The sequence below is a fragment of the Rhizobium zaerense genome, from assembly GCF_051810725.1.
Classification (GTDB): Bacteria; Pseudomonadota; Alphaproteobacteria; order Rhizobiales; family Rhizobiaceae; genus Rhizobium; species Rhizobium leguminosarum_I.
In genome coordinates, this window is sequence record NZ_CM132690.1 from 4,165,285 (window position 1) to 4,189,408 (window position 24,124).

The following is a 24,124-nucleotide window of genomic DNA, read 5'->3' on the forward strand; positions in this document are numbered from 1 at the left end:
GCCTTGCCGAGGAGCACTCAGTTGCCTGCTTGTTGCGTTGCATTGTGCTTGCAGCGGAGGGTCTCTTGACGTGAAGAGTTTCGGGCGCCGGCAGGCGTGCGAGAAGCAGTTGCAGGCCTCGCCGCGCCCGTGCCGGTTTCCGGCGACATGGCGAGCTCTCACGAACTCGTGATAGCGACTGGTGTAACGAATGTCGGGGAGATTGCGAACCTGAATATGCGCTCAACGAGAGCGTCCATCCATCATCGGAGAACGCAATGTCCATCAAATCCACCATCAACTCCGTCGTCCTCGCCGGCGCTGTCACCACCGCCCTTGCTTCGATGGCCGGCGCCGCACCGCTCACCAAAGCTGAGGGCGCCGCTGCAACCGCCGCTCACAAGGAAAAATGCTTCGGCGTTGCCCTGAAGGGCCAGAATGATTGTGCAGCCGGCGCCGGCACGTCCTGCCAGGGGACCTCGACAGTCGACTTCCAGGGCGATTCCTGGAAGTTCGTACGGGGCGGCACCTGCACCTCCATCGTCCTGCCGAACGGCAAGCACGGCACGCTGAAGGCAATGTAATTTCTACACGCGACAGCGATGACAATGAGGGGGCGGAGAGACGCCATGACCACCGATCGAATTTCAACGACCGCGTCTGCGGCAACGACTCTCCGCTTTCCCCGCCATCCGATCGAGGGGCTCGCGGGGACGAGCTTCAAGCACGAGCATTTTGCCGCCATAGCCGCGGACGGGCCTCATCGCGGGTTCTTCGAAGTCCATGCCGAGAATTATATGGGGGCCGGCGGGCCGCCGCATCGTATTCTCGAACAGATCCGCCGTGACAATCCGGTGTCGCTCCACGGCGTGTGCATGTCGATCGGCGGACCTCAGCCGCTGGACCGGGCCCATCTTGAACGTTTCCGCTCTCTCGTCGAACGCTACGAACCGGCTCTGGTGTCCGAGCACCTGGCCTGGTCGACGCATCGGACGACCTTCCTCAACGACCTCCTGCCTCTTCCCTACACACGCGAAAGCCTGGCGCGGGTTTGCGAGCATATCGAGGAGGTGCAGGAGACCATCAGACGCCCGATCCTTCTGGAGAATCCGTCCACCTATGTGACGTTCCGCCAATCGACGATGAGCGAGACCGAGTTCATCGGCGCCATCGTCCGGCGCACCGGCTGCGGTCTTCTGCTCGACGTCAACAATGTATTCGTCTCCGCCACCAATCACGGGTTTTCAGCGCTCGACTACCTGTCCGATTTTCCCATTGCTGCGGTTGGTGAGATCCATCTCGCAGGCCACGCCGAGCAGACTGACGACGAGGACGAGCTGCTGCTGATCGATAGCCATGACGGTCCGGTCGCCGATGCCGTCTGGAAGCTTTACGAGATCGTCATTGGCCGTAGTGGCCCCATCCCAACGCTCATCGAGTGGGACAGCAACATACCCGATTGGCCGATACTGCGTGGCGAGGCCCTCGCGGCGCAGGCGATCATGGATCACCATGGTTCCATCGCGTTGCAGGATCAAAGCCATGCTGCGGCTTGATCCCCCATCTCGCCGCATAGAGCCCCTGACTTATGCGGCGGATTTTGCGCCGGCCCTGACCAACCCGGACGCTGGGACGCCCGACGGCGTTGTCGGGCCAAACGGCAAGGGAGCAATCAAACGCTACAACGTCTACCGCAACAACGTCACCGTCAGTCTGATCGATGCCCTGGCCGGGATTTTCCCGGCGGTGCAACGCCTGACGGGGGCTGAGTTTTTCCGCGCCATGGCGCGCTTTCACCTGCGCGCCACGCCACCGACATCGCCGCTTCTCTTCGAATATGGCCGGGATTTTCCCGCTTTCATCGAACAGTACGAATATGCCCGGTCCTTGCCCTGGCTTGCCGACGTCGCCCGGATCGAACGGGCTTGGCTGGACGCCTACCATGCAACCGATGTCGAGCCGCTTGCCGCTGATGCTCTTGCTTCCGTTCCGCCGGACCGTCTCGGTGAATTGGTCTTTGCAGCGCATCCGGCAACGAGGATCGTTCGGTCGGACTATCCGGCGCTGACGATCTTTGCCGCCAATCGCGGTGACGGCCCCATAAGCCCGATCGAAGTGGTCGACCCGGAAGATGCGCTTGTAACCCGGCCGGATATGGAGGTGGCGGTGCGTCATCTTCCTTTGGGCGGCGCAGAGTTCCTGATTTCCCTCATTGCCGGCGAACCACTTGGTGTCGCCGCAGCCAAGGCCATCGACGCTTGTCCGTCGTTCGACATCGCGGCCAGCTTGACCGGCATGATCGAAGCGGGGGTATTTTGCGGCATCACTCTGGGAGACGCATGATGATATCGACCACGACCCAACAGACTTCGATCAAAGACAGGTTTCAGCCGATCGTGACACTTGTAGAGATGGCACAGAGACTGGTTCGGGCCTTTGCGCAGCCGAGCATCGTTCAGGCGGTTGTGCGCGTCGCTCTGGCCGTGCCCTTTTGGAAGTCGGGCATTCTGAAGTGGGATGGCTTCCTGCAATTGAACGATACGGCGATCACACTGTTCACCGACGAATTCATGCTCCATGTGCCGGGCGGTCCCTATGCCTATCCGGCGCCAGTCACCATGGCCTTCCTGTCCGGCGCTGCCGAGATCACCTTTCCGATCTTGCTGGTTCTGGGTTTCGCTACCCGGTTTGCGGCGACCGGCCTGCTGTTCATGACGTTGATCGTCGAGCTCACGGTGCCGGACGGATGGCCGATCCACATTACCTGGGCTGCGATGGCGCTGTCGCTCATGGCGTGGGGGCCGGGAAAACTGTCGATCGACCATTGGCTTGCACGTTGGTTTGACCGCCGGCCTGCCTGATCCAGCTCTTGTGGCAGAGGGCGGCTTCGCAGCTTCCTGAAAGCAGATCTTGCTGGCGATCACGCTGGAGGTCGTCGTTGCGCCGGCACTGGCTATTGCTCATCCCTCGAGCAAACGGCGGCAACCGATTCAAGATCGGACAGTGATCACCGTCATTGTACGACACCGGCCTTGCGTAGCCCCTCCACGACGAGCTCGAAATCGGCGGGGTTCTTAAATGGCAGGACTTTGCGACGGTATTCCAGGGAGTAGTCGGGATTGACGCGCATCACCTCTTGCCACGTCGCGCGAGCCTCTTCGAAACGGCCGAGGTGCCCGTAACAGGCGGCCAGAAGCGCGCGCGAGACATCGGTGACGGGGTTGCGGCTGACGCGCCGCAGCAATAGTTCGACGGCCTCTTCGTACCTTCGCAGTTGAAACAAGGCCAAGGCCTGAAAGTGAAGAACGATATCCGGAAAATACGGGTTCAGGACCCTCGCCCGATCGAAATAGGCGAGTGCCTCCTCAGGTCTGCCTGAATAGATGAGTGCCTCGCCGAGGCTGACCTGCCCTTCGGCGAAGTTCGGATTGAGGACGATCGCACGCTCGACCTCGCTGATGGCTCCATCGTGCTGTCGCGAGTAGAGCTTGACCATACCGAGCGCCCAGTGCGCCACGGGATCGCTATCATCCCGCGCTACCGCCAGCGTCGCCGCCGCTTCGGCTTGCTCGACCGAGCGCTGCGGTAACGCGCTCCACCGGTTCAGGTAGTCGAGCCCATGGGTCAGGGCGAGGAAGGCGTGCGCCGAGGCGAAGTTCGGGTCCAGTTCGATGGCACGTTGCAAAAGGTCGCGGGCGTCGCTGTTCGTTTGCCTCGTCAGCCGGTGCCACAGCTCCCGGCCGCGCAGGAAGCAGTCATATGCCTCGGGGTGCCGGGTCTGCCCCGGCGCAAGTCTTTGCCGGTCGCCCTCTGTCAGGTTGACCGCCAGCGCATCGACGATCTGCTGGGTGACATCGTCCTGAACCGCGAATATGTCGGTGAGGTCGCGATCGAACCGCTCCGCCCATAGATGCCCGCCGGTGGTCGCGTCGATGAGCTGCGCGGTGATGCGTACCCTGTTTCCCGACTTGCGTACGCTGCCCTCGAGGACATGCCGCACGCCGAGCTTCGTGCCCACCTCCTGCACTTGGACGTTCTTGCCCTTGAAAGTGAACGACGAATTGCGAGCGATGACGAAGAGCTGCGACAGCTTCGATAGCGCCGTGATGATGTCTTCCGAGATGCCGTCGGCGAAGTAGTCCTGTTCGGCGTCACCGCTCATGTTGGCGAAGGGCAGGACGGCGATCGACAGCTTCGGCGGCGCTGCCGTCGCCGGTTGGCTCGTCGCGGTTTCCGAGGCCGCGGCTGACTTGGTCGCTGCGCTGCCGACTTGCAGCGAATAGACCCGGATCGGCTCGGCGATGTTCTTGAGCTGCGTGCTGCCGAGATCGTTGACCGAGAGGTCGAGCCTCGCCTTGACCTGGCGATAGGCATCCTCGGACAGGCAGATCGCGCCCGCCGCGGCGACGCCCTCCAATCGCGAGGCGATGTTGACGCCGTCGCCCATCAGATCGCCGTCGCTTTCCTCGACGACGTCGCCCAAATGGATACCGATCCGGAACTCGATGCGACGGTCCTGCGGGACGCCGTGATTGCGCTCCACCATGCCGTTCTGCACCTCGATGGCGCAGCGCACGGCGTCCACCACGCTGCGGAACTCGACCAGCGCACCATCGCCGGTGCGCTTCACCACGCGGCCATGGTGCACGGCGATCGTCGGATCGATGAGATCGCTGCGCAGTGTCCGCAACCTCGCCAGGGTGAGGTCCTCGTCGGCGCCGGCAAGGCGGCTGTACCCGACCACGTCCGCGGCCAGGATCGCAGCCAGCTTTCGGTTCTCGCTCATGGCGCTGTCTCCCGACGTCCAAGATAACAGGGAGACAGAGGGCAAGAAAGAACTTTCAGCCGCTGCTCAGAGCGATCCTGGTGAGATCGCGCTGGCCACGGCTGATGTGGACGCAGCTGGTGGTGCAGCCTCATGCAACGACGGCTCCGTCATGCTGCCGGCCGCCCAACGCGGTCGTTCCGAAAGCCCACTCAGGGTCAGGTCACGACGATCTCCGCACCCGCCCGAATGTCCGCCACCCATGCGCTCCGTCTTGACCCCCGGGCAGAGCGGTCCTACAAGACAGACCATGGCAACACACCTCTGATTGGCCGCGCCTTGCGGCCTTGAGCGAAGCGCAGTCCTGCACGACACCGCGGGGCCACTTCCCCTTGCCAAGCCAAAATCAGAGATTTTCCAATGCCCACGCTCTACCTCACTTGCGGTCTTCCCGGTTCGGGTAAGACGTCGCTTGCCAAGATCATCGAACATGAAGCATCTGCCCTCCGTCTGACCGGCGACGACTGGATGCACAGGCTTTACCCCGGCATCTCCACGCCGGAAGCCGAAACTGGTCCGTGCCGAGGTCGGGTCGAGAGCCTGCAATGGCAGATCGCCCTGCGTGCCATCAGGCTTCAGTGTAACGTCGTCGTGGATTGGGGAGTGTGGTCACGGGCAGAACGCGACACCTGCCGGGAGGAAGCGCGCGCAGCCGGTGCCCGCGTCGTCCTCTGCTACCTCGACGTTCCCTTTGATCGGCTTTGGGACCGGGTCTGCCGGCGAAACGCCGAGCTTCCAGCGGGCACGTTTCACATCTCGCGAGCGGACCTGCTCAGGTGGTGCACGCTGTTCGAGCCGCCAACCGTCGAGGAGTTGGCGCTTTACGATCGGCAAACCCTTCCAGCCATCACCGCCCCTGGATGAAACGCCACAGCGCTGGGTCGGCGGGTCCGGACCAACTCGCTCGTGAGGACAGCCGGCCACCCCAACTCGGTCATTCCGCATTCATAAGGTCACGGCCTACCTCCTTCGAGGTAATTGCAACTTTCGGTAAAGGCACTATGGTCCGAGGTAGAAGTGCCGGTCATGGTGTTCGTTGTCATCACCATGACATTCCGGGGATGGACGACGACAAGCCCTAGAGTGCCGTGCGTCCTTTCGGACGCTCCAACATGTTGAATCCACGCATCGTGCTTTCCGAAAATCCATTCCGATTTTCCGGCCGATGCCATGGCCGTCAACACGCCTCCAGCATCTCACCTGAACCGCCGCCCCAGGCTTCGAACCGACTGTTGTCGATGAGGACATGATGATGATCAAACGTGCAACATCGCTCACGGTAGGACTTGTTGTCGGTCTTTCCCTTTCAGGGGCCGCTTTTGCTCAGGAGGCGATTTCGGAGCAGGAGGCGCATAACATCGGCGTGGATGCCTACGTCTACTTCTATCCGCTGCTGTCGATGGACGTCACCCGGAAGCAGTTCACCAATGTCGAACCCGGCAAGGAGTTTGGCAAAGGGCCGATGAATATGTTCGTGAACGTTCCGGAATATCCCCCCGCCGATTTCAAAGGCGTCGTGCGTTCGAATTTCGATACGCTTTACTCTATTGCGTGGCTGGACCTTACCAAGGAGCCGCTGATCATTTCCGCGCCGGATACGGCCGGACGATATTATCTCCTGCCGATGCTCGACATGTGGACGGATGTCTTCGCGTCGCCGGGCTGGCGGACGACGGGAACGGCGGCAGGGCAGTTTCTCGTCACGCCGCCCGACTGGAAGGGGACGGTTCCGAACGGTGTGACGCGGCTTGCCGCGCCGACCCCTTATGTCTGGATCATCGGACGCACCAAGACGGACGGACCTTCGGATTACGCTGCCGTGCATGCCATTCAAGCCGGCTACACGGTCACGCCGCTGTCTGACTGGGGCAAGGCGGCGGAGCCGGTCCCGGCCAAGATCGACCCGAGCGTCGATATGAAAACGCCGCCGAAGATTCAAGTCGATACCATGGCGGCGGCGACATACTTCACCTACGCTGCCGAACTGCTGAAGCTGCACCCGCCCCACATGACCGACCAGCCGATCATCGCCCGGATGAAACGCATCGGCATCGAGCCCGGCAAGAGCTTCGACTTCGATAAGCTCGCCCCCGCCGTCAAGAAGGCGCTGGAAGATGTGCCCGAAGCAGCCCAGCAGCTGATGGCGTGGAAGGTGCCGACCCTTTCGCGCGTTGCGAATGGCTGGTCGATGAATACCGACACCATGGGCGTCTACGGAAATTACTACCTGAAGCGGGCGATCGTCACGCAATTCGGGCTCGGCGCCAATCTTCCTGAAGACGCGATCTACCCGCTGAACCTCGCCGACGAAACCGGCAAGCCGCTCGATGGCGCCAACAAGTACATGATTCACTTCGAGAAGGGAGCAACGCCGCCGGTGAACGCTTTCTGGTCGATCACCCTCTACGACGCGGAAGGTTTCCAGGTGGCAAGCGTGCTCAACCGGTTTGCGGCCAGCAGCTGGATGCCGTTCAAGATCAATGCCGACGGCTCTCTCGACATCTATTTCCAGAACGAGAGCCCCGGCAAAGACAAGGAAGCCAACTGGCTGCCCGCACCCAAGGGGCCGTTCAACCTCACCATGCGTCTCTACAGCCCAAAGGCCGAAGCCCTCACCGGCAAATGGAATCCCCCTCCGATCACCAAGGTTCAGGGTTTGCCGAGCTTAGCCGCTCAGTGACGGGCCTCCCAATAGCTTTGCCAGAGGTCGAGCCTGAGTTTGAGCGGATCTTCTCCGAACGTCACGCCGTGATTGGTGAAGTCGATGACCCTGTGGACGAAGGGGTCGTGGTGAGGCCATTTTGGCCGTGAGCCTCCATTGGGGTCACCGCTCGTTGCAAATTCGACCCAGTAAGCACTCGCCAATGTGGCCATCGCCCAGTCGGCAGGCGTCACCTTGTCTTTCACCAGTGCGTCTGGAATGTCGAACGTAAACGGAATTTCGAAGCCGTGCTGAGTGCCTTTCCATGCCGGATCGTTGCGGAGAGCCTCGGCGACATAGGAGAAACGATACCACCACGTCGGCTGACCGGCGCGGATCATCTCGTCAGCGAGGTGGCGGGATGGTTCGACAAGCGTTTTGTCGGCCAGAACCTGCTGCTTCAACTCATCGAGGGTTTGTTGGCCGATGGGATCGTAGAGGGTGCGGGCTTCGGTGGCATGCTTCCCGAACAGCGCGAAGAGATCGTCTTTCGTCGCGGCCTGACCGATACCGAGATCCCGATCATTTGCCCCGACGATGACGGGAACCTGCGCTTGACGGCCGGCCGCAAAAGCCGCTTCCGGCGTTTCGAGCAAAAACCGTCCGTCAACAATCGCGCCTGAGATGCCGATGACGGGCTTGCCTGTCGACATCCCCGCCAGCACCTCTTGTGCCGATGCACCTTCGGTCAGCTTTTCCGCAGGCAGCGCCCGAAGGGCCGTCAGAGCCTCGGCATCGCTGCCGTTGATTCCCAGGGAAGCGGCATAGTCCAACGCGGTTTTCTCTGCTGCTTTCAAAGTTGACAAAGGCGTGCTCTCAGCACGCGCGGTCGGCAAACCCGGTGACTGTAGGATGGCGCCGCGGAAAAGCCCCCGTGACAACGGCGATATCATGTGCGCCATCACCGAGCCGCCACCTGCCGACTCTCCGAATATCGTCACTTTCTTCGGATCGCCGCCGAAGGCTTCGATATTATTCTGGACCCATTTCAAGGCTGCAAGCTGGTCCATGTAGCCATAATTGCCGACGGGCTCGTCAGGGGATTCCTTCATCAGCGCCGGATGGGCAAAATAACCCAGCCGGCCCATGCGGTAGTTCATGCTGACGAACACAACTCTCTGGGCGGCCAGCTGGCCACCGGGATATTGAGGGGTGTTTCCATGGACAAGAACGCCGCCATAAATCCAAACCATCACCGGCAGCTGCGTCCGGGGACGCTTGGCGGGTGTCCAGACATTGAGGGTCAAACAATCTTCTGACTTCGGCAGGTCGTCGGTCTGCATGCAGGACGGACCGAAATCGCGGGCATCCTTGATACCGCTCCATGTCTCCACTGGTCTCGGATTGCGCCATCTCAGGTCACCCACCGGCGGTGCCGCATAGGGTATGCCTTTGAAGCTGACGACCGTACCCGACCTCTCACCCTTCAGCATTCCGCTATCGATTATCACGGTGTCGTCTGCCGCACCCAATTGTGGCGCGAACGCCACCTGACACGATGCGACGGCCAAAAAGAGCAGGAACGTGCGACTGCCGTCCACAAACACTGCACTCTCCAACGCCAAGTTGAGACAGTTTGGGAGCAAAATACGCCCATGGAGCGGCAACGAAAAGGGTTCGTCCGGCGTCGCTAAAGTGCGCTATCGCTCCACGGCGGGTTTCGGCTCGATCCGCTCAGAGTTTAGCGAAAACGCATCCCCAACCTCTGTGATACCAGTCCCTGGGCCTATGCGCACCGACACATCTTCCCCGAACGAGCAGGGAAACATGCCAGCGGCTTCCCGCCGCTGGTCTCCCTGATCGCCCCTAGGGCAGTACCCAAAATCCGTATTCGGGATGTCGGCGTCAGCGTCGCTCGAGCGTCCTTGGGAACATCAAGACTGTCCGCCCGCGCTCTCCGCTTGCCTGAACGAGCTTTTGCATCAATAGCCCACCCTCAGAGCGAATTCCCACCGCTCCATTTTGGAAAAAGACCACAGGAGATAAAAGTGTCTGCATCAGTGCTCTTCATGTCCATGTCACTGGACGGGTATATCGCGGGGCCCAACGATGAAGTGGGCAATCCCGGCGGCGACGACTTTATGCGGTTGCACGAGTGGTACGGGGATTTTTCCCGACCGACCGGACCGGTCGGACAATTGTGGGACGAATGGAACGCGCCAGGTGCGATTCTGGCGGGTCGCCGAACCGTGGAGCAGGTCGATCACTGGGGCGGTGACAATCACGGTGTCGCGATCTTCGTACCCAGTCACAGGCCGCCCGGGCCATCCGTCGCGAATTATCCCTTGGTCAAATACGTGAGCGACGGGATCGAGAGCGCAATGGCGCAGGCGAAGGCCGCCGCCGGGGACCGGGACGTGTTGATGCTTGGCGCGTATACGGCGCAACGGGCGCTGGAAGCTGGCGTGCTCGACGAACTGCAAATACACCAGGTTCCAGTCTTGTTCGGATCTGGCCGCCGAATGTTCGAAGTCTTACCATCGCGCGTCGAGTTGGAGATCGTTGGGGTGATCGATACACCCGAGGCCACGCACATCCGCTACCGCGTCCGCCGCTGAGCCCGCCGACCCAGCCGTCACTCGTTTGTCGGCGCCAGAATCTAGGCACGGAGCGACCTATGGACTATCGGCTCCTAATCAAGCTGCTCGACATGCCCGACCGGCTTTGCGGGCTTTCGCGGCTATTGCCTGCTGCGATCGTCGATGACGTCGGTTCGACGCTCCTCGCCTTTGCGGGTATCTTGTCCGTTGACCCGTCAGTTCGCCCTCGCCTAAGCTAGGCTATGGACGAGCCAGAAATTCCTCTGACCGGCGGCAAGGATTCGAACGTCGTGCGCATCGGCGAAACGGTGCGGCGCGGCGGACGTGCGTGGTCTCCCGCCGTTCTCGACCTGCTGCGGCACGTCGAGCTCCAGGGATATGATGGCTGCCCGCGTGCGCTCGGCCTGGATGACCAGGGTCGGGAAGTCCTCACCTATATCGACGGTGACGTCGGCAACGGCGAAGGCTTCCATCCCGATAAAGGCGGTCGCTTCGATCTCCGTCTCCCGGATTATGTCTGGCGCGACAGCGTCCTCGAGCGCCTGGGACAATTGCTGCGATCCTACCACGATGCTGCAGCCAGCTTTTCATGGAAAGATCGCGAATGGCGTCTTGACGCCCGGCACCCTGTTGAAACGGTCTGCCACAATGACCTGACGCCGTGGAATACGGTGTTTCAAGCCGGGCTCCCCGTGGCTTTCATCGATTGGGACGCGGCAGCGCCGGGACCGCGCGCCTGGGACCTCGGCTTTGTTGCCTGGCGCTGGGTGCCGTTCTGGCGTGACGAGAAATGCGAGGCGCATGGCTTGCAAACGGGCGTCCGCGAGAAAGCCCGGCGCTTTCAATTGCTGCTCGACGCCTACGGGATAACGCCGGAGATCGGCATCATGCAGGCCGGAATCGAACGGGTTCGGCAAATGCAGCAACATATGCGCAACCTTGCTGCAGCGGGCTCCGCATGGGAGATGGAATTGGCCAGCCGCGGCGTGCTTGACGAGGGGATGCTTGAGGTCGCCTGGATGGAAGACCATGCGACTGACCTGATCCAGCGCCCACGCGGATGAGCGCCGGGCCGAGCAGCTCCGGCGTCACCCGGCCCTCGTCCGCCGCAAGCCACCTGCTCGCCCACGAGAACAGCGGCGTCGGAATCTGGTGCAGGCGCGCCTTCGCTCTCCGAAGCCACTGAGATCTGACCGAAGCGATTTTGCCGACGGTGATGAAGAGCCGTCGGCGAAGCGCCCCATTCCGGCCGTTCGGGCAGCGTTGGCGATATCCTAGAGCATGATGCCGAAAAGTGTGGTCGGTTTTCGGACGACATCATGCTCCAACTATTTAATTTAGAACAGGATTCAGATTTTAGGCCGACCGGGCCTAAAATCATCCTGTTCTAGGAGCTGCCGTTCGTCATCGCTTCCGCGGATGACCAGATCGGGTGGAATTCCGACTGGCGGCAAGCGGGGATCGGTGGTGTCTTACTTTACTGCCGAAAAGGCGGTCGGTGACAACAGCTGGCTAGAGATATTGGAGATGATTTGCCCGTCGCGCTCTGACTCGTCGCGGGCCTTAAGCCATGCAGGATCAGTGGTGAAAGCTTTCCATTTCACCTCGCGATCGGCTAGCGATTCCCAGGCGATGAGATAGGTGAGACGCTGGCTGCTTTCGCCCACGATTGTGGTGAAGAAACCCGCCTGCTTGATGCCGTGCCTGTCCCATATTGCCAGCGTATGTTCGGCAAAGCGGTTGAGCAGCGCGGGCAATCGGCCGGGCAGGCAGTCGTAAATTCTGAGCTCGTAGATCACAGTTTTGCTTCCTTATGTCCCTTGAGAACGACATGTGTTTGGCACTTGCTCCGCTGCGCCCACAATGTCCTCAAAACTTGCAGCAACGTCAATTTCACGTTGGATCCGTCAATATCCCTATTAGAACAGGCGCTGCAGGTATGTGCGAACCGCTAATCTTCTGTCAATCCGATCGCCTGTGTTTAGGCGTGTGATGAAGATCAGCGCTTGGCCTGCCCGGCGCTGGCCGGGGTTGCAGAGGGTGGGCCAAATGCGGGTGCTGATCGTCTTCGGCTTTGGCTTTGAGCAACGGCATCCGACGCAGGTGTTCGGCTCGATTGGCCAGGAGTCTGGCGAAAACACACGCCCACCCTCCGTCATCCCAGGCCTTGAGCCTGGGATCCATGCCCGTTGCTGATGGAGGCCGGCGTGGATCCTCGGGTCAAGCCCGAGGAAGACGGAGGGTGGGTTGAGCTCTGCGGCAAATACAGCGACTGCAGACGGCATATGGAAGAATTTCGCTTCCGTCGCTGTATCGAGTCATTCGAAGTCGAGGACGTTGCCGTGAGGTTTACCACCGCGCTCTTCGGCAACATACCATTGCAGCCATGCGGGCTCGTCAATCGCGCCGTGTTTTTTCAGGGCTTCAAACAAAATCCCGGCAAGCCGCTCCGACTTGGGAACCCGGCTTTTATCGATCACGAAACAATCGAGCCTCTTGTGGCGGAAAACGCCTTCCGCAGGAATCCTGGGGTCAGTGATGAAAAAACGTGCGACAAGCGCAGAGAACCGAGCACCGTCTTTGTGCCGTGTGACATGATAGATGACGCCGGAATCAGAGCCTCCTCCGCGAGAAAATTCGACGTAAAATTCCGGCGACAGGTCGATGTCGTTCATTCGCAAATCCTACAGCAGAAGCGAAGCGCAGGCTGAAGGGTTAGCGCAAAAACTCCCGGCATTCCATATGTCGGGCTCGGCAAAGCCAAGGCTGCTTCGTATGGGCTTGGAAGCCGCCGACAGGCCTCGCGCCATTTCGTCACCCAGCCCTCGCCCCCCGCAAAGCCGTCAACCCCCTTCGCAGCCACAGCAGCTGCTGCGGCGGCATCTGGCGCAGATGGGCGTAATCCACCACCGTCACGTTATAGACCATGCTGCGCACCTGCGGCCCATCAGGGCAGCGCAGCAGCATGCCCTGCAGCGCCATCATGCGGTTGCTGGCGTTGGGTGCCGTTCTGGCGTGACGAGAAAGGCGCATATGCGCAACCTTGCTGCAGCGGGCTCCGCATGGGAGATGGAACTGGCCAGCCGCGGTGTGCTTGATGAGGGGATGCTTGAGGTCACCTGGATGGAAGAGCATGCGATGGACCTGATCCAGCGCCCATGCGGATGAGCGTCAGGCCGAGCAGCTCCGGCGTCAACCGACCCTCGCCCCGTCGTAAGCCGCTGGTCGCCCACAAGAGCAGCAGCGGCTGCGGGATCCGGCACAGGTGTTCGGCTCAACTGGCACGTAGTCTGGCGAAAACGCGCGCCCCACCCTCCGTCATCCCAGGCCTTGAGCCTGGGATCCATGGCCGTTGCTGATGGGGCCAGATGAGCTGACACCGAGCTTGCGTTCGCGATGAAAACTTACCCCTCGGCTGTATGGGGAAGCCATTTCCGCCTGGAAAAAGCCAGTAAACATGTGGAGTTGTCACAAAATCTTGCGACTTGACATGGCTTTCTGCTTTGCTCGACTCGATTTTCTTGGGAAACATCTGGGGGTGATGGTTTCGCAGACCACCACCCCGACTCAAACCAAGCCAAAGGACGGCTAGGCATGAAAACACTGAAGACTTTAATCCTCTCGACAAAAAGTCGTCAAGCTGTCCTTTCTCTTATCAAAGGACAATCGCATGAGCATAAAAGTAATTTGGCCTGGTAAATCAGGCGTTCAATACACTTTCGAGGTGTACCCGATCGGACAGTTATTCAACCCCGTCTCTGGGGTCTATATCTTTTGCAAACCGGCTGGCGTTGGGCTTTTCGAAGCCCTCTATGTTGGCGAGGCGCAGTCCCTCGAAGATCGCATCAATACCGGGCTTATGGACCACGACGGGTATAAACGCGCAACGCGTGCCGGTGCTAATTTTGTCGGTGTTATGGCTGCTAATGGCGATGCCTATCGCCTGAGCGTTGAGACTGATCTTCGTCATGGGCTCAATCCTGTTTGCAATCGTCAAAGCGTCCCAAGCTCAAACTCTTTGCTTGGGTCCTTTGTTGCAGAGAATCCCTTCCTACGGCGTTAAGCAACGCCACATTTTTTCTCTTCACCCCCTCCCAGGCTTCGGCTTGGGAGGGACATTCACCGCATCACCCACCCCTCGCCCCCCGCAATGCCGTCAAACCTCTCCGCAGCCACAGCAACTGTTGCGGCGGCATCTGGCGCAAATGGTCGTAGTCCATCACCGTGACGTTATAGACCATGCTGCGCACCTGCGGCCCATCCGGGCAGCGGAGCAGGATGCCCTGCAGCGCCATCATGCGGTTGCTGGCCTTGCGGGCGCGGTCGGCGAAGGTTTCGGTCTGTTCGCCTTCGTGGCCTTTGACGGAGAACAGCGATTGCGCCCTCGGGCTCGGGGCCGGGATGCCTGTCGTCTTGTGGTAGCGGGCGATCGCCTCGGCATAGTCGTCGCCGGCCTGGCGCTGCTCGGCGGTGATCAGGCCGTCGAGGAACATGCGGCCGAGGGTGTAGCCGGCAAAGGGGCTTTTGACCGTCTCGTCATCAACCGTCCGGCCGAAGCCATGGATGCGCCTGCGGGCTGAGATCGCGACGCTGATATTGTCCTTCTCGGTTTCGAAGGGCTTGATCTTGCCGCCGGGAAAACGCTCGACATTTTCCTTGCGGGGCCGGCCGGCGCCCTTGTTGACCCGTCCTGTCTTCACCTTGGTGGCCTTGCCGCCCATGCTGATCGTCCTTCTATCGAATGATGCCGTTTCTGAATGCCGCGGCGACCAGCGCCGTTTCCTTGAAGACGCCGAGCTTCATCTTGGCGTTGGCGATGTGGGTGTTCACGGTGATCGGCGAAATGCCGAGAATGGTGCCGATCTCGGCGGCGGTCTTGCCCGCCGCCATCCAGCGGATCACTTCGGTTTCGCGCGGGGTGACCTGGCTCATGGGTCCGCAGGCCCATCGATGCTGGGCACGCGCGGCATCGTCACATGCGCGCCCGACAGGGTCACACGCGTCACGCGGTCGGGGTGGCGGATCGGCTGGACCGGCGGGTCCGCCTTCGGCTGCGGATGCCAGGTGTCTTGCCTCGAGGGGAACCTGTCGCGGTTTCGATGCGCCATGTTGATGACGGTGTTCTTCTTCGAGCCGAACAGGTTGGCGATTCTCTCGCCGACAGCCCTTCCTTCCAGAGCTTTTCCGCCTTGACGATCTTGTCTTCCGTCCAAAAGGTGATGGTCACTTGGTGCCCTCCTGTGTATCTCGTGCGGCGCGGGCGATGATCGGGTTGTCGGGAAACATGCGGGCGAGCTCCCGCTTGGCGTTGCGGCTGCCATTGGCCGCATCGCGCAGCAGCTGCATCTTGTAGGCCGGCACTTTCGGCCGCGGCACCTCGGGCTCGGCTTCCAGGCGCGGCCGGCGCTCGGCCTCGATCGCCGCCTGCTGATGGCGGCACTCTTCGGCAAAGCTGGCACTGCTCGGGGCAAAGGCGCGGTTATGGTCCCTCACCTTTCCGGAGATGAAGCGTTTGGCGGCCCGCCAGACCGCCTCTGCCGGCAGGCCCTCGACGGCGACGAGATAGGCGCGGATCTGCATGTCGGGATCAGTGCCGGCGGATGCCGGGAAGCCAGAAAGCATCCCCGAAATGATCTTCACCAGAGGGGAAATCTCGTGCGGCATCCACTGTCGTCCTTCTCGTGCTGCTGTTGATCGACCCGGCTTCCCTCGCCTTCTCCTTGAGGTACCAGTCGCATTTGATTGCCTGCCAGCCGCGGAAGATCTGCATCTCGGCGGCGCCGACCGGATCGCCGGTCATCAGATATTCCCTGGCCTGCATCCGCGCGGCATAGACCGTCAGCGGCTTCTTCAGCGTGCGCTTGCGATGCTCGATGATCGCTGCCGCCAGCTCCTCCCCCAGCACCGGGCGGAGGATCTCCATGATCTCCTCACTCACTGTGTCCTTGCCCATGCGATGTCCCTTTCGTGGTTTAGATGGCCTCCTCAAACCCGCAGCCTCCGCCGCCCACCGGCAAAATTCACCGGGGCGCCGGGCCTGGCGGTGCGGCGGGCAAACCGCCGGATCTCTGAGCCGGCGTGGTCCTTTTGGGTGGTGTCGCCCTTTTCTGCGCTTCGAAGCCGGTGGATTTCGGTTTCCACCGACGGCACCGACACTCCGAGGATGGCAGCGATTTCGATATAGTCCCGGCCGGTGCGGAAGAGTCCGAGCGCGTTCATGTCAGTGCCTTGATGCGCCGGGGCGGCCTCGGCCTGGAAGCTCATCGCTTGATCCTTCTTTCCGATTTCGAACGCGGCTCGCCGTTCCCGCCGGAGCGGGGCTAGCCTCGTGCTTCATTTTCAAATTCATCGATGACGACCGGAGCCGGCTCTTGCGCGAGCAAAGGCTCCGGTCGTCTGCCAGGCCGCCGCCTGGGTGGGCACGGCATCGCCGCGCCCGGTGGGCACGACACAGTCGCGCCCGGTGGGCGCGACAGAGTCGCGCCCGGGATGCTGGCGTCGCCGAGGGAGGGCAACGACGCCAGCGGCCGATAGCCGTCAGGGAGGGGCTGGGCTATCGGGGTTGGGGATCGGCAGAGCGCCGGGCGGGATGATCGTTTCCCGCATCTCTTTCGGGCTGATCGGCCGGCCGCAATTTTCGCAGTGGCGCTCGATCACTTCGGCGATCGACAGCGCCTTTGCGCAGGTCGGGCAGCCGCTGTGGCGGGCGGGTGTTGTGGTGGAGACGGTCATATCGATTCCACCTCCCGGTTGGCGTTCAGCACCTGCTGCAGGGCCTTGGCGAGGAAGGGGATATCCTCGTTGCGAACTGATATCACCGACATCCGCCCTCCCCTTGGGCCTTGCGGCCGATGAATGATGACGCCGGTCGGCATGACGTCCATGGCGAGCCGCTCTTCCGAGGAAATGGTGAACCTCATTCCATGGTCTCCCCAGTCCGAAAGGCTGGCCCGCTGCTGATGATGTCGCTGTTTGTCATGGCGATTAGGGTATATTTAATACCCGATATGTCAAGCGCATTAGGGCATGACATGTACCTTATTTTAGGGTATTTTTTATATCATGTTGAAAGAGCAGGAACAATTTGAGCGCGAAGAACGCGCAAAGCGCCTCATCATGGCCCGAAAGAATGCGGGCTTTGCCGGGCCGAAGGCGATCGTCGATCGGTTCGGCTGGAATGCCAATGTCTACAAGGCGCATGAGTCGGGCCGCAATGGCTTCGGCATTGCCGATGCGAAGAAATATGCCCGCGCTTTCAAGGTCAATCTCAACTGGCTGCAGTTCGGCGCCGGCAACGCGCTCGATCCGGATGAGCTGCCCGCCTCCGTCGCCGATGTCCCAAAAATCTCCTGGGTCAGCGCCGGACAGCTGAGCGAGCAGGCGCCGATCACCGATTTTTCGGAATTCCCGACGGTCGCCGCCCTCGATCTTCCCGATGGCGAATGGATCGCGCTCGAGGTCGAGGGCAATTCGATGAACAAGATCTCGCCGCCGGGCTCGATCATCTTCGTTAATCTGCGCGACAAGCGCCTGGCGCCGAACGCGCTCTATGTCGTCGCCGACGAGACGGGGGCTGCAACCTACAAGCGCTATCGCCCGAACGACGACCCGCCCTTCCAGCCGGCTTCCTACGAGGACGTGCCGCCGCCGGAATTCCAGGGCGCCGTCACCATCGTCGGCCGCGTCCGCCGATCGATCATCGAGATGTGAGGTTCCATGCCGGGCGCGCTCGAGGATCTCACCGTTTTTGGGTGTACTACCGGCACCCGTGTGCGCACATCACCAAGCTGCCGGGCAGATCAGCAGAAGATAACATTGGAGGGGAAATGCTTGCTTTTATGGGAACATGGCCAGCGCCGGTTGTTTACGGCCTGGTTGGGGGGATATTCGGGGCGATCGGCGCGGCTGTCGGCCATCTGGCGGCCAAGCGATTTCCGAACGCGAGAACGATCATTGTTGTTCTGTTTCTTGCCAGCTCAAGCCAAGTCACCAAACTGATCGTCATTCCCAGAATCCAGAATGACGAGGCGAACGCTAACCTGCCGCAGAAGATAGACGCCATTACCACTCTTGAGCGCATCTCTGTCGAGGGGAAGACGGTCCGATATTTTTACCGTCTGAGCGATTCCCTCCCTTTAACGGATGGGGCCGTTATGAAATCAGGCATTGCCTCGTCCGTGTGCTCTTTCTGGAAGCCGAAGCTTGATTCGGGCGAGGCCGAACTCGCCGTCTACAACTACGCCTTCAAGGATGGGCAGTCGAGTTTCGACCTGAGGGCAAGCGATTGCCAATAACGCCGCGACGTCAGGTCGTCCGTTAAAGAATATCTCAATGATTCAAACGCCTTACAAAGGGTATAAGATGCTGAAACCGACATCGCGCACCGGCAGAATCTGGTTCTATATCGTGACCTTTGCAGTGTTTCTCCTGGCGTTCAGCGCCGCGCGGGAGATCTATGGTCTTTAGGATTTCGCTCTGAACCTTGCCGGATGGCATCCAGACCCGCCTCGATCACCTCGTCGGTGATTTCGATTTCGTTGCGCATGGCCGACCTCCTTTTTTCTCTTAGCTTCATACTCCAGCTTCAGTTCTCACTCCTCTCTCTTAGGCTTAGGAGAAGAAGGTTCCTGAAGGCTGGTGAGGGAGGGTTCCGGCCAAAGCTTCCCCCTACCCCATGAGCAAAGCCCATGAAGCCGGGAGAGCATTGGCCAAGTCCTGAAGGCCGGAGCCGGGATGGGACACGTGCCAGAGGGGCCATTCGCTTCGCCCTCGTCCTGATTTTCTGACAGCGCACTTAAGGACTTTCGCTTCCCGCGCCGCTGGGCTTCGTCAGCTCGGGAGTTGCACCCGGTCGCCCAATCACTGGCCCTAGACATAGACCTATGATTCGTACCTCGTCAATCGGAGAGGTATTTTTTATACCTTTATCTGTTGACGCGATCGGGTATTATATATACCTCACACTCAAGCCGATTAAATGGGTGAGAGGACAGGGCGATGCAGCACATTCGCAGGATCGAGACCGAGGAAAGCAGGCGGGATGCCCGCTGGAATGGCGCACAGACGATCGGCGACTGTCGCGCCTATATGGCGATCGAGGCCCAGCGCATGGGCGCGCTCGGCTTCGCCTTCCTCCGCCGCCCCGAACATTCGATCCGCGGCCCGTCCTGGCTGCGCGGTGCTGCGGCGTCCGTCGAGGAGCATTACCGTTATGCCCGCGAGATCATGGGCATCACCGATACCGACCAGCTTTACGCCTGAGGGGAACGGAGATGTCTGCCGCCAATCCGACACCTGGTTCAATCGAGAGCCCTCCCCTTCTTGCCGCCCGAAAGGCCGGAGCAAACGAAAAGACCCGCGCCAAGGCCCGTTTCACCACCGGGGCACCCGATCTGCTGACGGCGCTGGTGGAGGCCGAAGGCTTTTTCGATGGCAGCGACGATCGCGGCTGCCCGCTTCACCGGAAGATCCTCGCCGCCATCGACACGGTGAAAGGCGGCGCAGCATGAGCGATTGCCTGATCAGGGCCTTTTCCGGCTGCGCCTGCCCGTCCGGCAAATGCGCTGAAAAGCCCACCACCCCGGCGCCGCTCACCTTCGTCTCGTGGCGAACCCAGGCCATCGCCTGCCTCACCTTCGGCTTCCTCGCCGCGATCGTTACGGCCGCCTGGATGGAGACGCAGCTCAAAAACCAAGATCTGCGAAACCAGGAGCAGGTGTCATGGAAGTGAGCCAGGGCTTTTGCCAGCACCGTCGCTCAGGAGCTGAACTTGATGTCGCTCGCCTTGGCCGCCGTAATGAATGCCCGCCGCACCTGCTCGGGGCCGGCGGCATCATTGAACACATCAAGCACAAGCCGTTCGGCCACCTTGGCCGCCGGCGTCTGCTCGGGCCAGTCGTTCAGCAAAGTGTTCCCCGCCTGCACCACATTGTAGACGGTTCTGGTCTTCCCATTGATGGTGATTTTCACCGGTTTGAAGCTTCGTCGCCTGCTCATGATGCAGCCCCCTCACGCTGGACACGCGACTCAACGAATCACGTCGGGACTCGTTCCAGTTGAGATGATTCTTCGTTCGCCGGCCGGGCGCCAAGCCCGATGTCCTCCGCCTGCATGACAGAGCCCGGCTCGGATGCGTGCGAGAATGCGGCAGATGAAACCCGAACCGGGAGGCAACACAATGGACCTTCAGAGTCTCGTCGCCGCACACATGCCAAACCGCCGCCGCCCGACGCCGATGGGTGCTTCGGCCGAGGACCGATACTACCGCAATCAGATCGCCCTGCCCCGCCTGAGGCTTCGGCTCCTCGGGCTGACAGCCGCGACCGTCGGCGTGACGCTGCTTCTGGCCGGCGTCATCCACACATGAGGTGCCGTCATGCTCCGACAGAGCGATCATGCTATGCTGCGATCCGTTGTCACGGGGGACCGCGCGATGGACGACGGCGAGGCTGACCGGGCGGCGATCATGGCAGTGATCCGCGCCGAAACCGAGGCCTGGCTGCAGCGGGACTTCGAGGCGCTGGCGAGCCACTGGGTGCAGTCGCCGCAGACCCGGCGGATGGAATACTTCGCCTCGCTCGGCGTCCGGGTGGACGAAGGCTGGGACCCGATCGCCGCGCGAATCAAGAGGATCGTCGAGCGATTCCCGGAGAAACACACCTTTTCGGAGCGCGTCCGCTGGGAAAAAGTCAACATCGTCGTCGACGGCAACATGGCCTGGATGACCTTCGATCAGATCGGCAGCGACACCGGCGAGGATCGCAAGCGCCAGCTCCGGATCCTCCACCGGATCGACGGCGCCTGGAAGATCGGCTGCGTGGTGATGATGGAGAGCAGCGTCGAGGAGGCGAACTGCCCACTGATCGAGGTCGACGCGGATGCAGGGATTCTCTGGACGAACCGGCTGGCGCGGGAGCGGATGCCTGGCCATCCCGGGCTCGTCGCCGCCGCCGGCCGCCTACGTGCCCGGCAGCGCGAACGCGACCCTGCGCTGCGCGAGGCGGTGCGGCTGGCCTTCCGCGAGCTGCAAAGCCAGAGGCCGCTGAACATCGCGCCGAAGCAAGCCTGGGCGGTGGCGCTCGGCGAGGACGCGGCGGGGATTCCGCTCTACTGCTGGGTCCTGCTCGAGGACGGCAAGACGCTGGTGTCCTTCGACGACGCCGAGACCCTGGTGCGCCGGATCGCGAGTGCGCGGGAGGTCTCAGGCCTCTCACCGGCGCAAACCCGGCTTGCGCGCCTGATCGTCGATGGCCATGACCTCACCGCCGCCGCCGATCTGCTCGGGGTCAGTGTCAACACGTTGCGCACCCAGCTACAGCGCATCTTCGACAAAACCGGCGTCCGCAACCAGGCGGCATTGGTGCGAGCGCTGTTGAGCGCCGGGGCTTCGAACCAATAGGCTCGACCGCGACCAATGCTCATGACGCGGCACCTCGCGCGAAACACGGCAAGACTCGCTCCCGTTGAGGCGCCTATCTTGCGTGTTATTGTTGATCAGAGAATCAGTGAAATTTGCCGGTGGCTAAAACGTGCCAGAGCCAGAAAAACGTAGCGACAAGTTTACGTGGACATATGCCCTCTGGCTGTTGCCGTGGCTGGCGCCAATTTGGCTATACTGGCTTCTTCCGACGTGGGATTGGTGGACGATCAGCCTTATCATATGGGTCCTGACCCTGATCGCTGTCGCAGGCTCCCTCTGCATCAATCTGGCGCAGCGACGCTGGCGGCGTCTCGTCTCTCTGCTCATCGCACCCCTTCTGTTGCTGGTCCCGCTCCGTATCCTCGCTGCTGTCGGCATCACCTCCGACAGCGTTCGATTTGCGCTGACCAAGCAATCCTATCTGGCAGAGATCGAACGAACCGATCTGCCGGGCGGAGAGCAACGATTCAGGACATTCGTATGGGACGATACGTTCCTCGAGAAAACCTACTCGACGCTCGTCTACGACGAGAGCGATGAAGTCGCCTTGCTCAGGGGCGAGCAATCCGCGGCCTGGCAACAGCGTGCCCAGACATCATGCTCGGAAAAGAAGGAATGCGTGGATCTCGATCCCGATCCGGACGAGTACGTCAGCGTCAGAAAGATCGGCGAACACTTCTATATTCTGGACAATTATCTGCCGAACTCATTTCCTTGAGCCGCCGCCGCTGCACCCTTGGAAAACTCCCCCTCTTGATTCCGCCTGCGCCAATATCTATTTTGACCATATATGGTCATTTAAGACAGGAGGCCGCAATGTCGACGATCAGCGTGGCGGAGGCAAAGGCCGGTTTCGCCGGTCTGGTGGATGAAGCGGCAAGCGGGGAGTTCGTGACGATCACGCGGCACGGGAAGCCCGCTGCCGTGCTTGTGTCCGTCGAAGCGGCCGAGGCGGCGAAAAGGGCTTTGAGGAAGCCACGGCCGAATTTCGGGGATTTCCTGTTGACGTTTCCCGGTGGGGTCGAGCTGGAGCGGAACCCATCGAAAATGCGGGATATCGATCTGTGACCGCCTATCTTCTCGACACCAACATCATTTCGAAGTTCGCGCCGGGCAAGGTGGCGCCGTCCGATCCGGTGCGGGTATGGTTTCATGAGCAGGGCGACGCCGATGCTCTCTTTCTGTCGGCTCTATCAGTCGCGGAGATCGAGAAGGGAATGCGGAGCCTTCACCGTCGCGGCGGAATCGAGCGGGCAAAGCGCCTTTCGGCATGGCTGGACTCCATCACCGACAGTTTCGGCGATCGGATATTGCCGATGGATACCGTTGTCGCGCGCATTGTCGGCGCCCTGGAAGATGACGCCGAGAGCCAGGGCCGTCATCCCGGCCTTGGCAATCTCATCATCGCGGCGACCGCGCGCGCCTATGACCTCACTGTCATTACGGAAAACCTGCGGCATTTCCAGCCGCTTGATGTCTCTGTCGATCTTCCCGCCGCGTTCCGGTCGGAATGATCCGAAGCACCGCCGATCACGAGCCGCACTTGCTGTCGCTCGGCCGCTTCCCCACCGCGTTCTGGTCGGAATGATTGTTGCCGACACCGCGTCCCCGATCCCTGCTTCTGACCGGCATTTGGAATCTAGTAGATGATGTCGCAAGGAATGGTGCAGCATTCGGCGGTCGCCGGGTTTGTCGGCGAAAGCCGTAGAGAAGGGATATGTAGTTCCAGAGCTTGGTCTTGCGGTTCGAGGCGATCCGGCGACCGCCCGTTCAAGCGGTCCCCGATTCAGCTATTTGGCCACGTGCCAAACTCCCCCAACGCCGTCGCCCTTGGCTTCACCGGCTTTCTTATCCTCGACATAGGTGTAGAGCGGCTTGCCCTCGTAGGCCCACATCTCTTTGCCATCCGCAGCTTTGACCAGAGTCCATTCGCCTTCTGCCTTGGCCTTGGCTCCGGCGTGGAAAGCCGGCCACTTCTTCAGGCAATCCTTGTCGCAGTTGGATTTGCCGTTTGTATCTTTGTCGAAGGTGTAAAGGACCATGCCTTTTTCAGTCGCCAGGACCTTGCCCATTTTCGTGTCCACCATCTTGGCAGGCTCGGCCGCAAAAGCGGATCCGGCTAAAGCAGTTAACGCGCCTATCGCAATCAATATCGTTCTCATGATTTTTCTCCCATTCGGCAGTGCCGGCGGAATGCCAGCACCCGATCTAACTGGCAAAAACGCCCGACTATGAAAGCAGTTCCATCCACGGGGGACGAATACGACAGGTCCAGCAATGGTTATAACGTCCGCGAGGCGCCAACGACGGCTATTAGCGGCAACGTCTTCCCATAGCTGCGGCCGTCATCTTCCGGCTCTGATTGGTGAGTCCTGACCCCAGATGGAGGCACTCATTGCTGGTCAGCCAGCGCCGAAGGTTTCCGCGTCCATCTGACCGGACCGGGGGCCAAGGCGATCCGTCAAGTTCTGAAGGAGCCTATCCCGGGCGGAGTTCTGGACGAGATCGATGGCAAGGGTCAGGGCGCGGCGGCCTTCGTTGCTATCGATCTCACAGTGGTTCTTTGTACACCACTGCCGAACCGCAGTGATGACGAGTTCGATCTCTTGATCGGACAAGGTAATGAGGGACTGAAGCATTTCGATGCCTCCAAAATCCGA

Annotated in this window: 33 protein-coding genes and 3 pseudogenes; 19 read left to right on the forward strand and 17 right to left on the reverse strand. The window is 60.9% G+C overall.

What is annotated here, in order from left to right:
* The first annotated feature begins 257 nt into the window (after positions 1–257).
* Genes ACS4RR_RS20610 through ACS4RR_RS20625 form a run of 4 tightly spaced genes read left to right on the forward strand, consistent with a single transcriptional unit; the run spans position 258 to position 2,840 of the window.
* Positions 258–563: a BufA1 family periplasmic bufferin-type metallophore gene (locus ACS4RR_RS20610; protein WP_012760544.1), complete on the forward strand. Its 306-nt coding sequence runs from the start codon at positions 258–260 to the stop codon at positions 561–563.
* A 45-nt stretch (positions 564–608) separates the two neighbouring features.
* Entirely contained in the window at positions 609–1,535 is a 927-nt protein-coding gene (gene bufB, locus ACS4RR_RS20615; protein WP_456189256.1) for an MNIO family bufferin maturase, read from the forward strand.
* Positions 1,522–2,322 carry an HvfC/BufC N-terminal domain-containing protein gene (locus tag ACS4RR_RS20620; protein ID WP_456189257.1) on the forward strand — a complete coding sequence of 267 codons (801 nt, stop codon included), beginning with the start codon at positions 1,522–1,524 and terminating at the stop codon, positions 2,320–2,322. Before bufB ends, ACS4RR_RS20620 begins: the two co-directional genes overlap by 14 nt.
* Positions 2,322–2,840 (forward strand): DoxX family protein, encoded by a 519-nt coding sequence (locus ACS4RR_RS20625; protein WP_456190159.1) that lies wholly within the window; start codon positions 2,322–2,324, stop codon positions 2,838–2,840. Before ACS4RR_RS20620 ends, ACS4RR_RS20625 begins: the two co-directional genes overlap by 1 nt.
* Before the next feature lie 152 nt (positions 2,841–2,992).
* Here the strand turns inward: ACS4RR_RS20625 and ACS4RR_RS20630 are convergent, their stop codons facing one another.
* A complete protein-coding gene (locus ACS4RR_RS20630; RefSeq protein WP_222387371.1) occupies positions 2,993–4,765 on the reverse strand; it encodes an adenylate/guanylate cyclase domain-containing protein in 1,773 nt (590 codons plus the stop codon).
* Positions 4,766–5,164: 399 nt separating this feature from the next.
* Between ACS4RR_RS20630 and ACS4RR_RS20635 the strand changes: the two genes are divergently transcribed.
* Together ACS4RR_RS20635 and ACS4RR_RS20640 are read left to right on the forward strand one after the other, a co-directional pair.
* Positions 5,165–5,668 carry a P-loop nucleotide/nucleoside kinase family protein gene (locus tag ACS4RR_RS20635; RefSeq protein ID WP_456189258.1) on the forward strand — a complete coding sequence of 168 codons (504 nt, stop codon included), beginning with the start codon at positions 5,165–5,167 and terminating at the stop codon, positions 5,666–5,668.
* A 388-nt stretch (positions 5,669–6,056) separates the two neighbouring features.
* Positions 6,057–7,484 (forward strand): DUF1254 domain-containing protein, encoded by a 1,428-nt coding sequence (locus ACS4RR_RS20640; RefSeq protein ID WP_456190160.1) that lies wholly within the window; start codon positions 6,057–6,059, stop codon positions 7,482–7,484.
* Here ACS4RR_RS20640 and ACS4RR_RS20645 read toward each other — a convergent pair.
* Entirely contained in the window at positions 7,478–9,052 is a 1,575-nt protein-coding gene (locus tag ACS4RR_RS20645) for a carboxylesterase/lipase family protein (protein ID WP_456189259.1), read from the reverse strand. The two genes, ACS4RR_RS20640 and ACS4RR_RS20645, sit on opposite strands and share 7 nt — an antisense overlap.
* A 453-nt stretch (positions 9,053–9,505) precedes the next feature.
* Here ACS4RR_RS20645 and ACS4RR_RS20650 point away from each other — a divergent pair, with 453 nt between their 5' ends.
* Together ACS4RR_RS20650 and ACS4RR_RS20655 are read left to right on the forward strand one after the other, a co-directional pair.
* Positions 9,506–10,063: a dihydrofolate reductase family protein gene (locus ACS4RR_RS20650; RefSeq protein WP_222336411.1), complete on the forward strand. Its 558-nt coding sequence runs from the start codon at positions 9,506–9,508 to the stop codon at positions 10,061–10,063.
* A gap of 224 nt (positions 10,064–10,287) precedes the next feature.
* Positions 10,288–11,109, forward strand: a complete 822-nt coding sequence (locus ACS4RR_RS20655) for an aminoglycoside phosphotransferase family protein (RefSeq protein ID WP_222364421.1) — start codon at positions 10,288–10,290, stop codon at positions 11,107–11,109.
* Between the two features lie 408 nt (positions 11,110–11,517).
* Here ACS4RR_RS20655 and ACS4RR_RS20660 read toward each other — a convergent pair whose 3' ends face one another.
* From ACS4RR_RS20660 to ACS4RR_RS20670, 3 genes and pseudogenes are all read right to left on the reverse strand, one after another.
* On the reverse strand, positions 11,518–11,844 hold the full coding sequence (locus tag ACS4RR_RS20660; protein ID WP_222253195.1) for an NIPSNAP family protein: 327 nt from the start codon (positions 11,842–11,844) through the stop codon (positions 11,518–11,520).
* Between the two features lie 519 nt (positions 11,845–12,363).
* Entirely contained in the window at positions 12,364–12,720 is a 357-nt protein-coding gene (locus tag ACS4RR_RS20665) for a hypothetical protein (protein ID WP_407768231.1), read from the reverse strand.
* Positions 12,721–12,859: 139 nt separating this feature from the next.
* Positions 12,860–13,060 (reverse strand): annotated as a pseudogene (locus tag ACS4RR_RS20670) (hypothetical protein); the annotation flags it as partial.
* A gap of 15 nt (positions 13,061–13,075) precedes the next feature.
* On the opposite strand from ACS4RR_RS20670, the pseudogene ACS4RR_RS20675 reads away from it, so the two are divergent.
* Positions 13,076–13,213 (forward strand): annotated as a pseudogene (locus ACS4RR_RS20675) (aminoglycoside phosphotransferase family protein); the annotation flags it as partial.
* Positions 13,214–13,787: 574 nt separating this feature from the next.
* Here ACS4RR_RS20675 and ACS4RR_RS20680 read toward each other — a convergent pair.
* The 9 genes and pseudogenes from ACS4RR_RS20680 to ACS4RR_RS20720 form a co-directional block, all read right to left on the reverse strand.
* Positions 13,788–14,015, reverse strand: a complete 228-nt coding sequence (locus tag ACS4RR_RS20680) for a hypothetical protein (protein ID WP_164594753.1) — start codon at positions 14,013–14,015, stop codon at positions 13,788–13,790.
* Between the two features lie 157 nt (positions 14,016–14,172).
* On the reverse strand, positions 14,173–14,766 hold the full coding sequence (locus tag ACS4RR_RS20685; RefSeq protein ID WP_017963230.1) for a hypothetical protein: 594 nt from the start codon (positions 14,764–14,766) through the stop codon (positions 14,173–14,175).
* Between the two features lie 13 nt (positions 14,767–14,779).
* Complete coding sequence (locus ACS4RR_RS20690; protein ID WP_017963229.1) at positions 14,780–14,977, reverse strand: response regulator transcription factor; 198 nt, start codon at positions 14,975–14,977, stop codon at positions 14,780–14,782.
* Positions 14,974–15,272: pseudogene (locus ACS4RR_RS20695) on the reverse strand (GcrA cell cycle regulator). The gene ACS4RR_RS20690 and the pseudogene ACS4RR_RS20695 overlap by 4 nt, the downstream one beginning before the upstream one ends.
* Positions 15,269–15,667, reverse strand: a complete 399-nt coding sequence (locus ACS4RR_RS20700; protein WP_456190161.1) for a hypothetical protein — start codon at positions 15,665–15,667, stop codon at positions 15,269–15,271. The pseudogene ACS4RR_RS20695 and the gene ACS4RR_RS20700 overlap by 4 nt, the downstream one beginning before the upstream one ends.
* Entirely contained in the window at positions 15,633–15,998 is a 366-nt protein-coding gene (locus ACS4RR_RS20705) for a hypothetical protein (RefSeq protein WP_456189260.1), read from the reverse strand. The genes ACS4RR_RS20700 and ACS4RR_RS20705 overlap by 35 nt, the downstream gene beginning before the upstream one ends.
* Positions 15,999–16,030: 32 nt before the next feature.
* Positions 16,031–16,309 carry an RNA polymerase sigma factor sigma-70 region 4 domain-containing protein gene (locus tag ACS4RR_RS20710; protein ID WP_222387766.1) on the reverse strand — a complete coding sequence of 93 codons (279 nt, stop codon included), beginning with the start codon at positions 16,307–16,309 and terminating at the stop codon, positions 16,031–16,033.
* Between the two features lie 273 nt (positions 16,310–16,582).
* On the reverse strand, positions 16,583–16,777 hold the full coding sequence (locus tag ACS4RR_RS20715; protein WP_456189261.1) for a hypothetical protein: 195 nt from the start codon (positions 16,775–16,777) through the stop codon (positions 16,583–16,585).
* Positions 16,774–16,965 (reverse strand): hypothetical protein, encoded by a 192-nt coding sequence (locus ACS4RR_RS20720; protein ID WP_222387768.1) that lies wholly within the window; start codon positions 16,963–16,965, stop codon positions 16,774–16,776. The genes ACS4RR_RS20715 and ACS4RR_RS20720 overlap by 4 nt, the downstream gene beginning before the upstream one ends.
* 142 nt (positions 16,966–17,107) lie before the next feature.
* Between ACS4RR_RS20720 and ACS4RR_RS20725 the strand changes: the two genes are divergently transcribed.
* The 5 genes from ACS4RR_RS20725 (at position 17,108) to ACS4RR_RS20745 (ending at position 19,775) form a co-directional block, all read left to right on the forward strand.
* Positions 17,108–17,755, forward strand: a complete 648-nt coding sequence (locus ACS4RR_RS20725; RefSeq protein ID WP_222387769.1) for a S24 family peptidase — start codon at positions 17,108–17,110, stop codon at positions 17,753–17,755.
* A gap of 116 nt (positions 17,756–17,871) precedes the next feature.
* On the forward strand, positions 17,872–18,339 hold the full coding sequence (locus ACS4RR_RS20730) for a hypothetical protein (RefSeq protein WP_017963221.1): 468 nt from the start codon (positions 17,872–17,874) through the stop codon (positions 18,337–18,339).
* Between the two features lie 703 nt (positions 18,340–19,042).
* Complete coding sequence (locus ACS4RR_RS20735; protein WP_222387770.1) at positions 19,043–19,306, forward strand: hypothetical protein; 264 nt, start codon at positions 19,043–19,045, stop codon at positions 19,304–19,306.
* An 11-nt stretch (positions 19,307–19,317) separates the two neighbouring features.
* Positions 19,318–19,554, forward strand: coding sequence for a hypothetical protein (locus ACS4RR_RS20740; RefSeq protein ID WP_456189262.1), 237 nt, complete (start codon positions 19,318–19,320; stop codon positions 19,552–19,554).
* Positions 19,551–19,775, forward strand: a complete 225-nt coding sequence (locus ACS4RR_RS20745; RefSeq protein ID WP_456189263.1) for a hypothetical protein — start codon at positions 19,551–19,553, stop codon at positions 19,773–19,775. Before ACS4RR_RS20740 ends, ACS4RR_RS20745 begins: the two co-directional genes overlap by 4 nt.
* 26 nt (positions 19,776–19,801) lie before the next feature.
* Here ACS4RR_RS20745 and ACS4RR_RS20750 read toward each other — a convergent pair whose 3' ends face one another.
* Entirely contained in the window at positions 19,802–20,041 is a 240-nt protein-coding gene (locus ACS4RR_RS20750) for a DUF982 domain-containing protein (RefSeq protein ID WP_064647069.1), read from the reverse strand.
* A 181-nt stretch (positions 20,042–20,222) separates the two neighbouring features.
* On the opposite strand from ACS4RR_RS20750, the gene ACS4RR_RS20755 reads away from it, so the two are divergent.
* From ACS4RR_RS20755 to ACS4RR_RS20775, 5 genes are all read left to right on the forward strand, one after another.
* Entirely contained in the window at positions 20,223–20,411 is a 189-nt protein-coding gene (locus ACS4RR_RS20755) for a hypothetical protein (RefSeq protein ID WP_222387772.1), read from the forward strand.
* A 9-nt stretch (positions 20,412–20,420) separates the two neighbouring features.
* Positions 20,421–21,443 carry a LuxR family transcriptional regulator gene (locus tag ACS4RR_RS20760; protein ID WP_456189264.1) on the forward strand — a complete coding sequence of 341 codons (1,023 nt, stop codon included), beginning with the start codon at positions 20,421–20,423 and terminating at the stop codon, positions 21,441–21,443.
* 130 nt (positions 21,444–21,573) lie between these two features.
* The gene (locus tag ACS4RR_RS20765; protein ID WP_260298162.1) at positions 21,574–22,182 is read left to right on the forward strand and encodes a hypothetical protein; all 609 of its coding nucleotides are present in this window, start codon (positions 21,574–21,576) and stop codon (positions 22,180–22,182) included.
* Between the two features lie 98 nt (positions 22,183–22,280).
* Entirely contained in the window at positions 22,281–22,532 is a 252-nt protein-coding gene (locus ACS4RR_RS20770; protein WP_456189265.1) for a type II toxin-antitoxin system Phd/YefM family antitoxin, read from the forward strand.
* Positions 22,529–22,978, forward strand: a complete 450-nt coding sequence (locus ACS4RR_RS20775; RefSeq protein ID WP_222295581.1) for a type II toxin-antitoxin system VapC family toxin — start codon at positions 22,529–22,531, stop codon at positions 22,976–22,978. The genes ACS4RR_RS20770 and ACS4RR_RS20775 overlap by 4 nt, the downstream gene beginning before the upstream one ends.
* Positions 22,979–23,254: 276 nt before the next feature.
* Here the strand turns inward: ACS4RR_RS20775 and ACS4RR_RS20780 are convergent, their stop codons facing one another.
* Together ACS4RR_RS20780 and ACS4RR_RS20785 are read right to left on the reverse strand one after the other, a co-directional pair.
* Positions 23,255–23,626, reverse strand: a complete 372-nt coding sequence (locus ACS4RR_RS20780; protein WP_162118249.1) for a COG4315 family predicted lipoprotein — start codon at positions 23,624–23,626, stop codon at positions 23,255–23,257.
* 240 nt (positions 23,627–23,866) lie between these two features.
* Positions 23,867–24,103: a hypothetical protein gene (locus ACS4RR_RS20785; RefSeq protein ID WP_170278615.1), complete on the reverse strand. Its 237-nt coding sequence runs from the start codon at positions 24,101–24,103 to the stop codon at positions 23,867–23,869.
* Between the last annotated feature and the right edge of the window lie 21 nt (positions 24,104–24,124).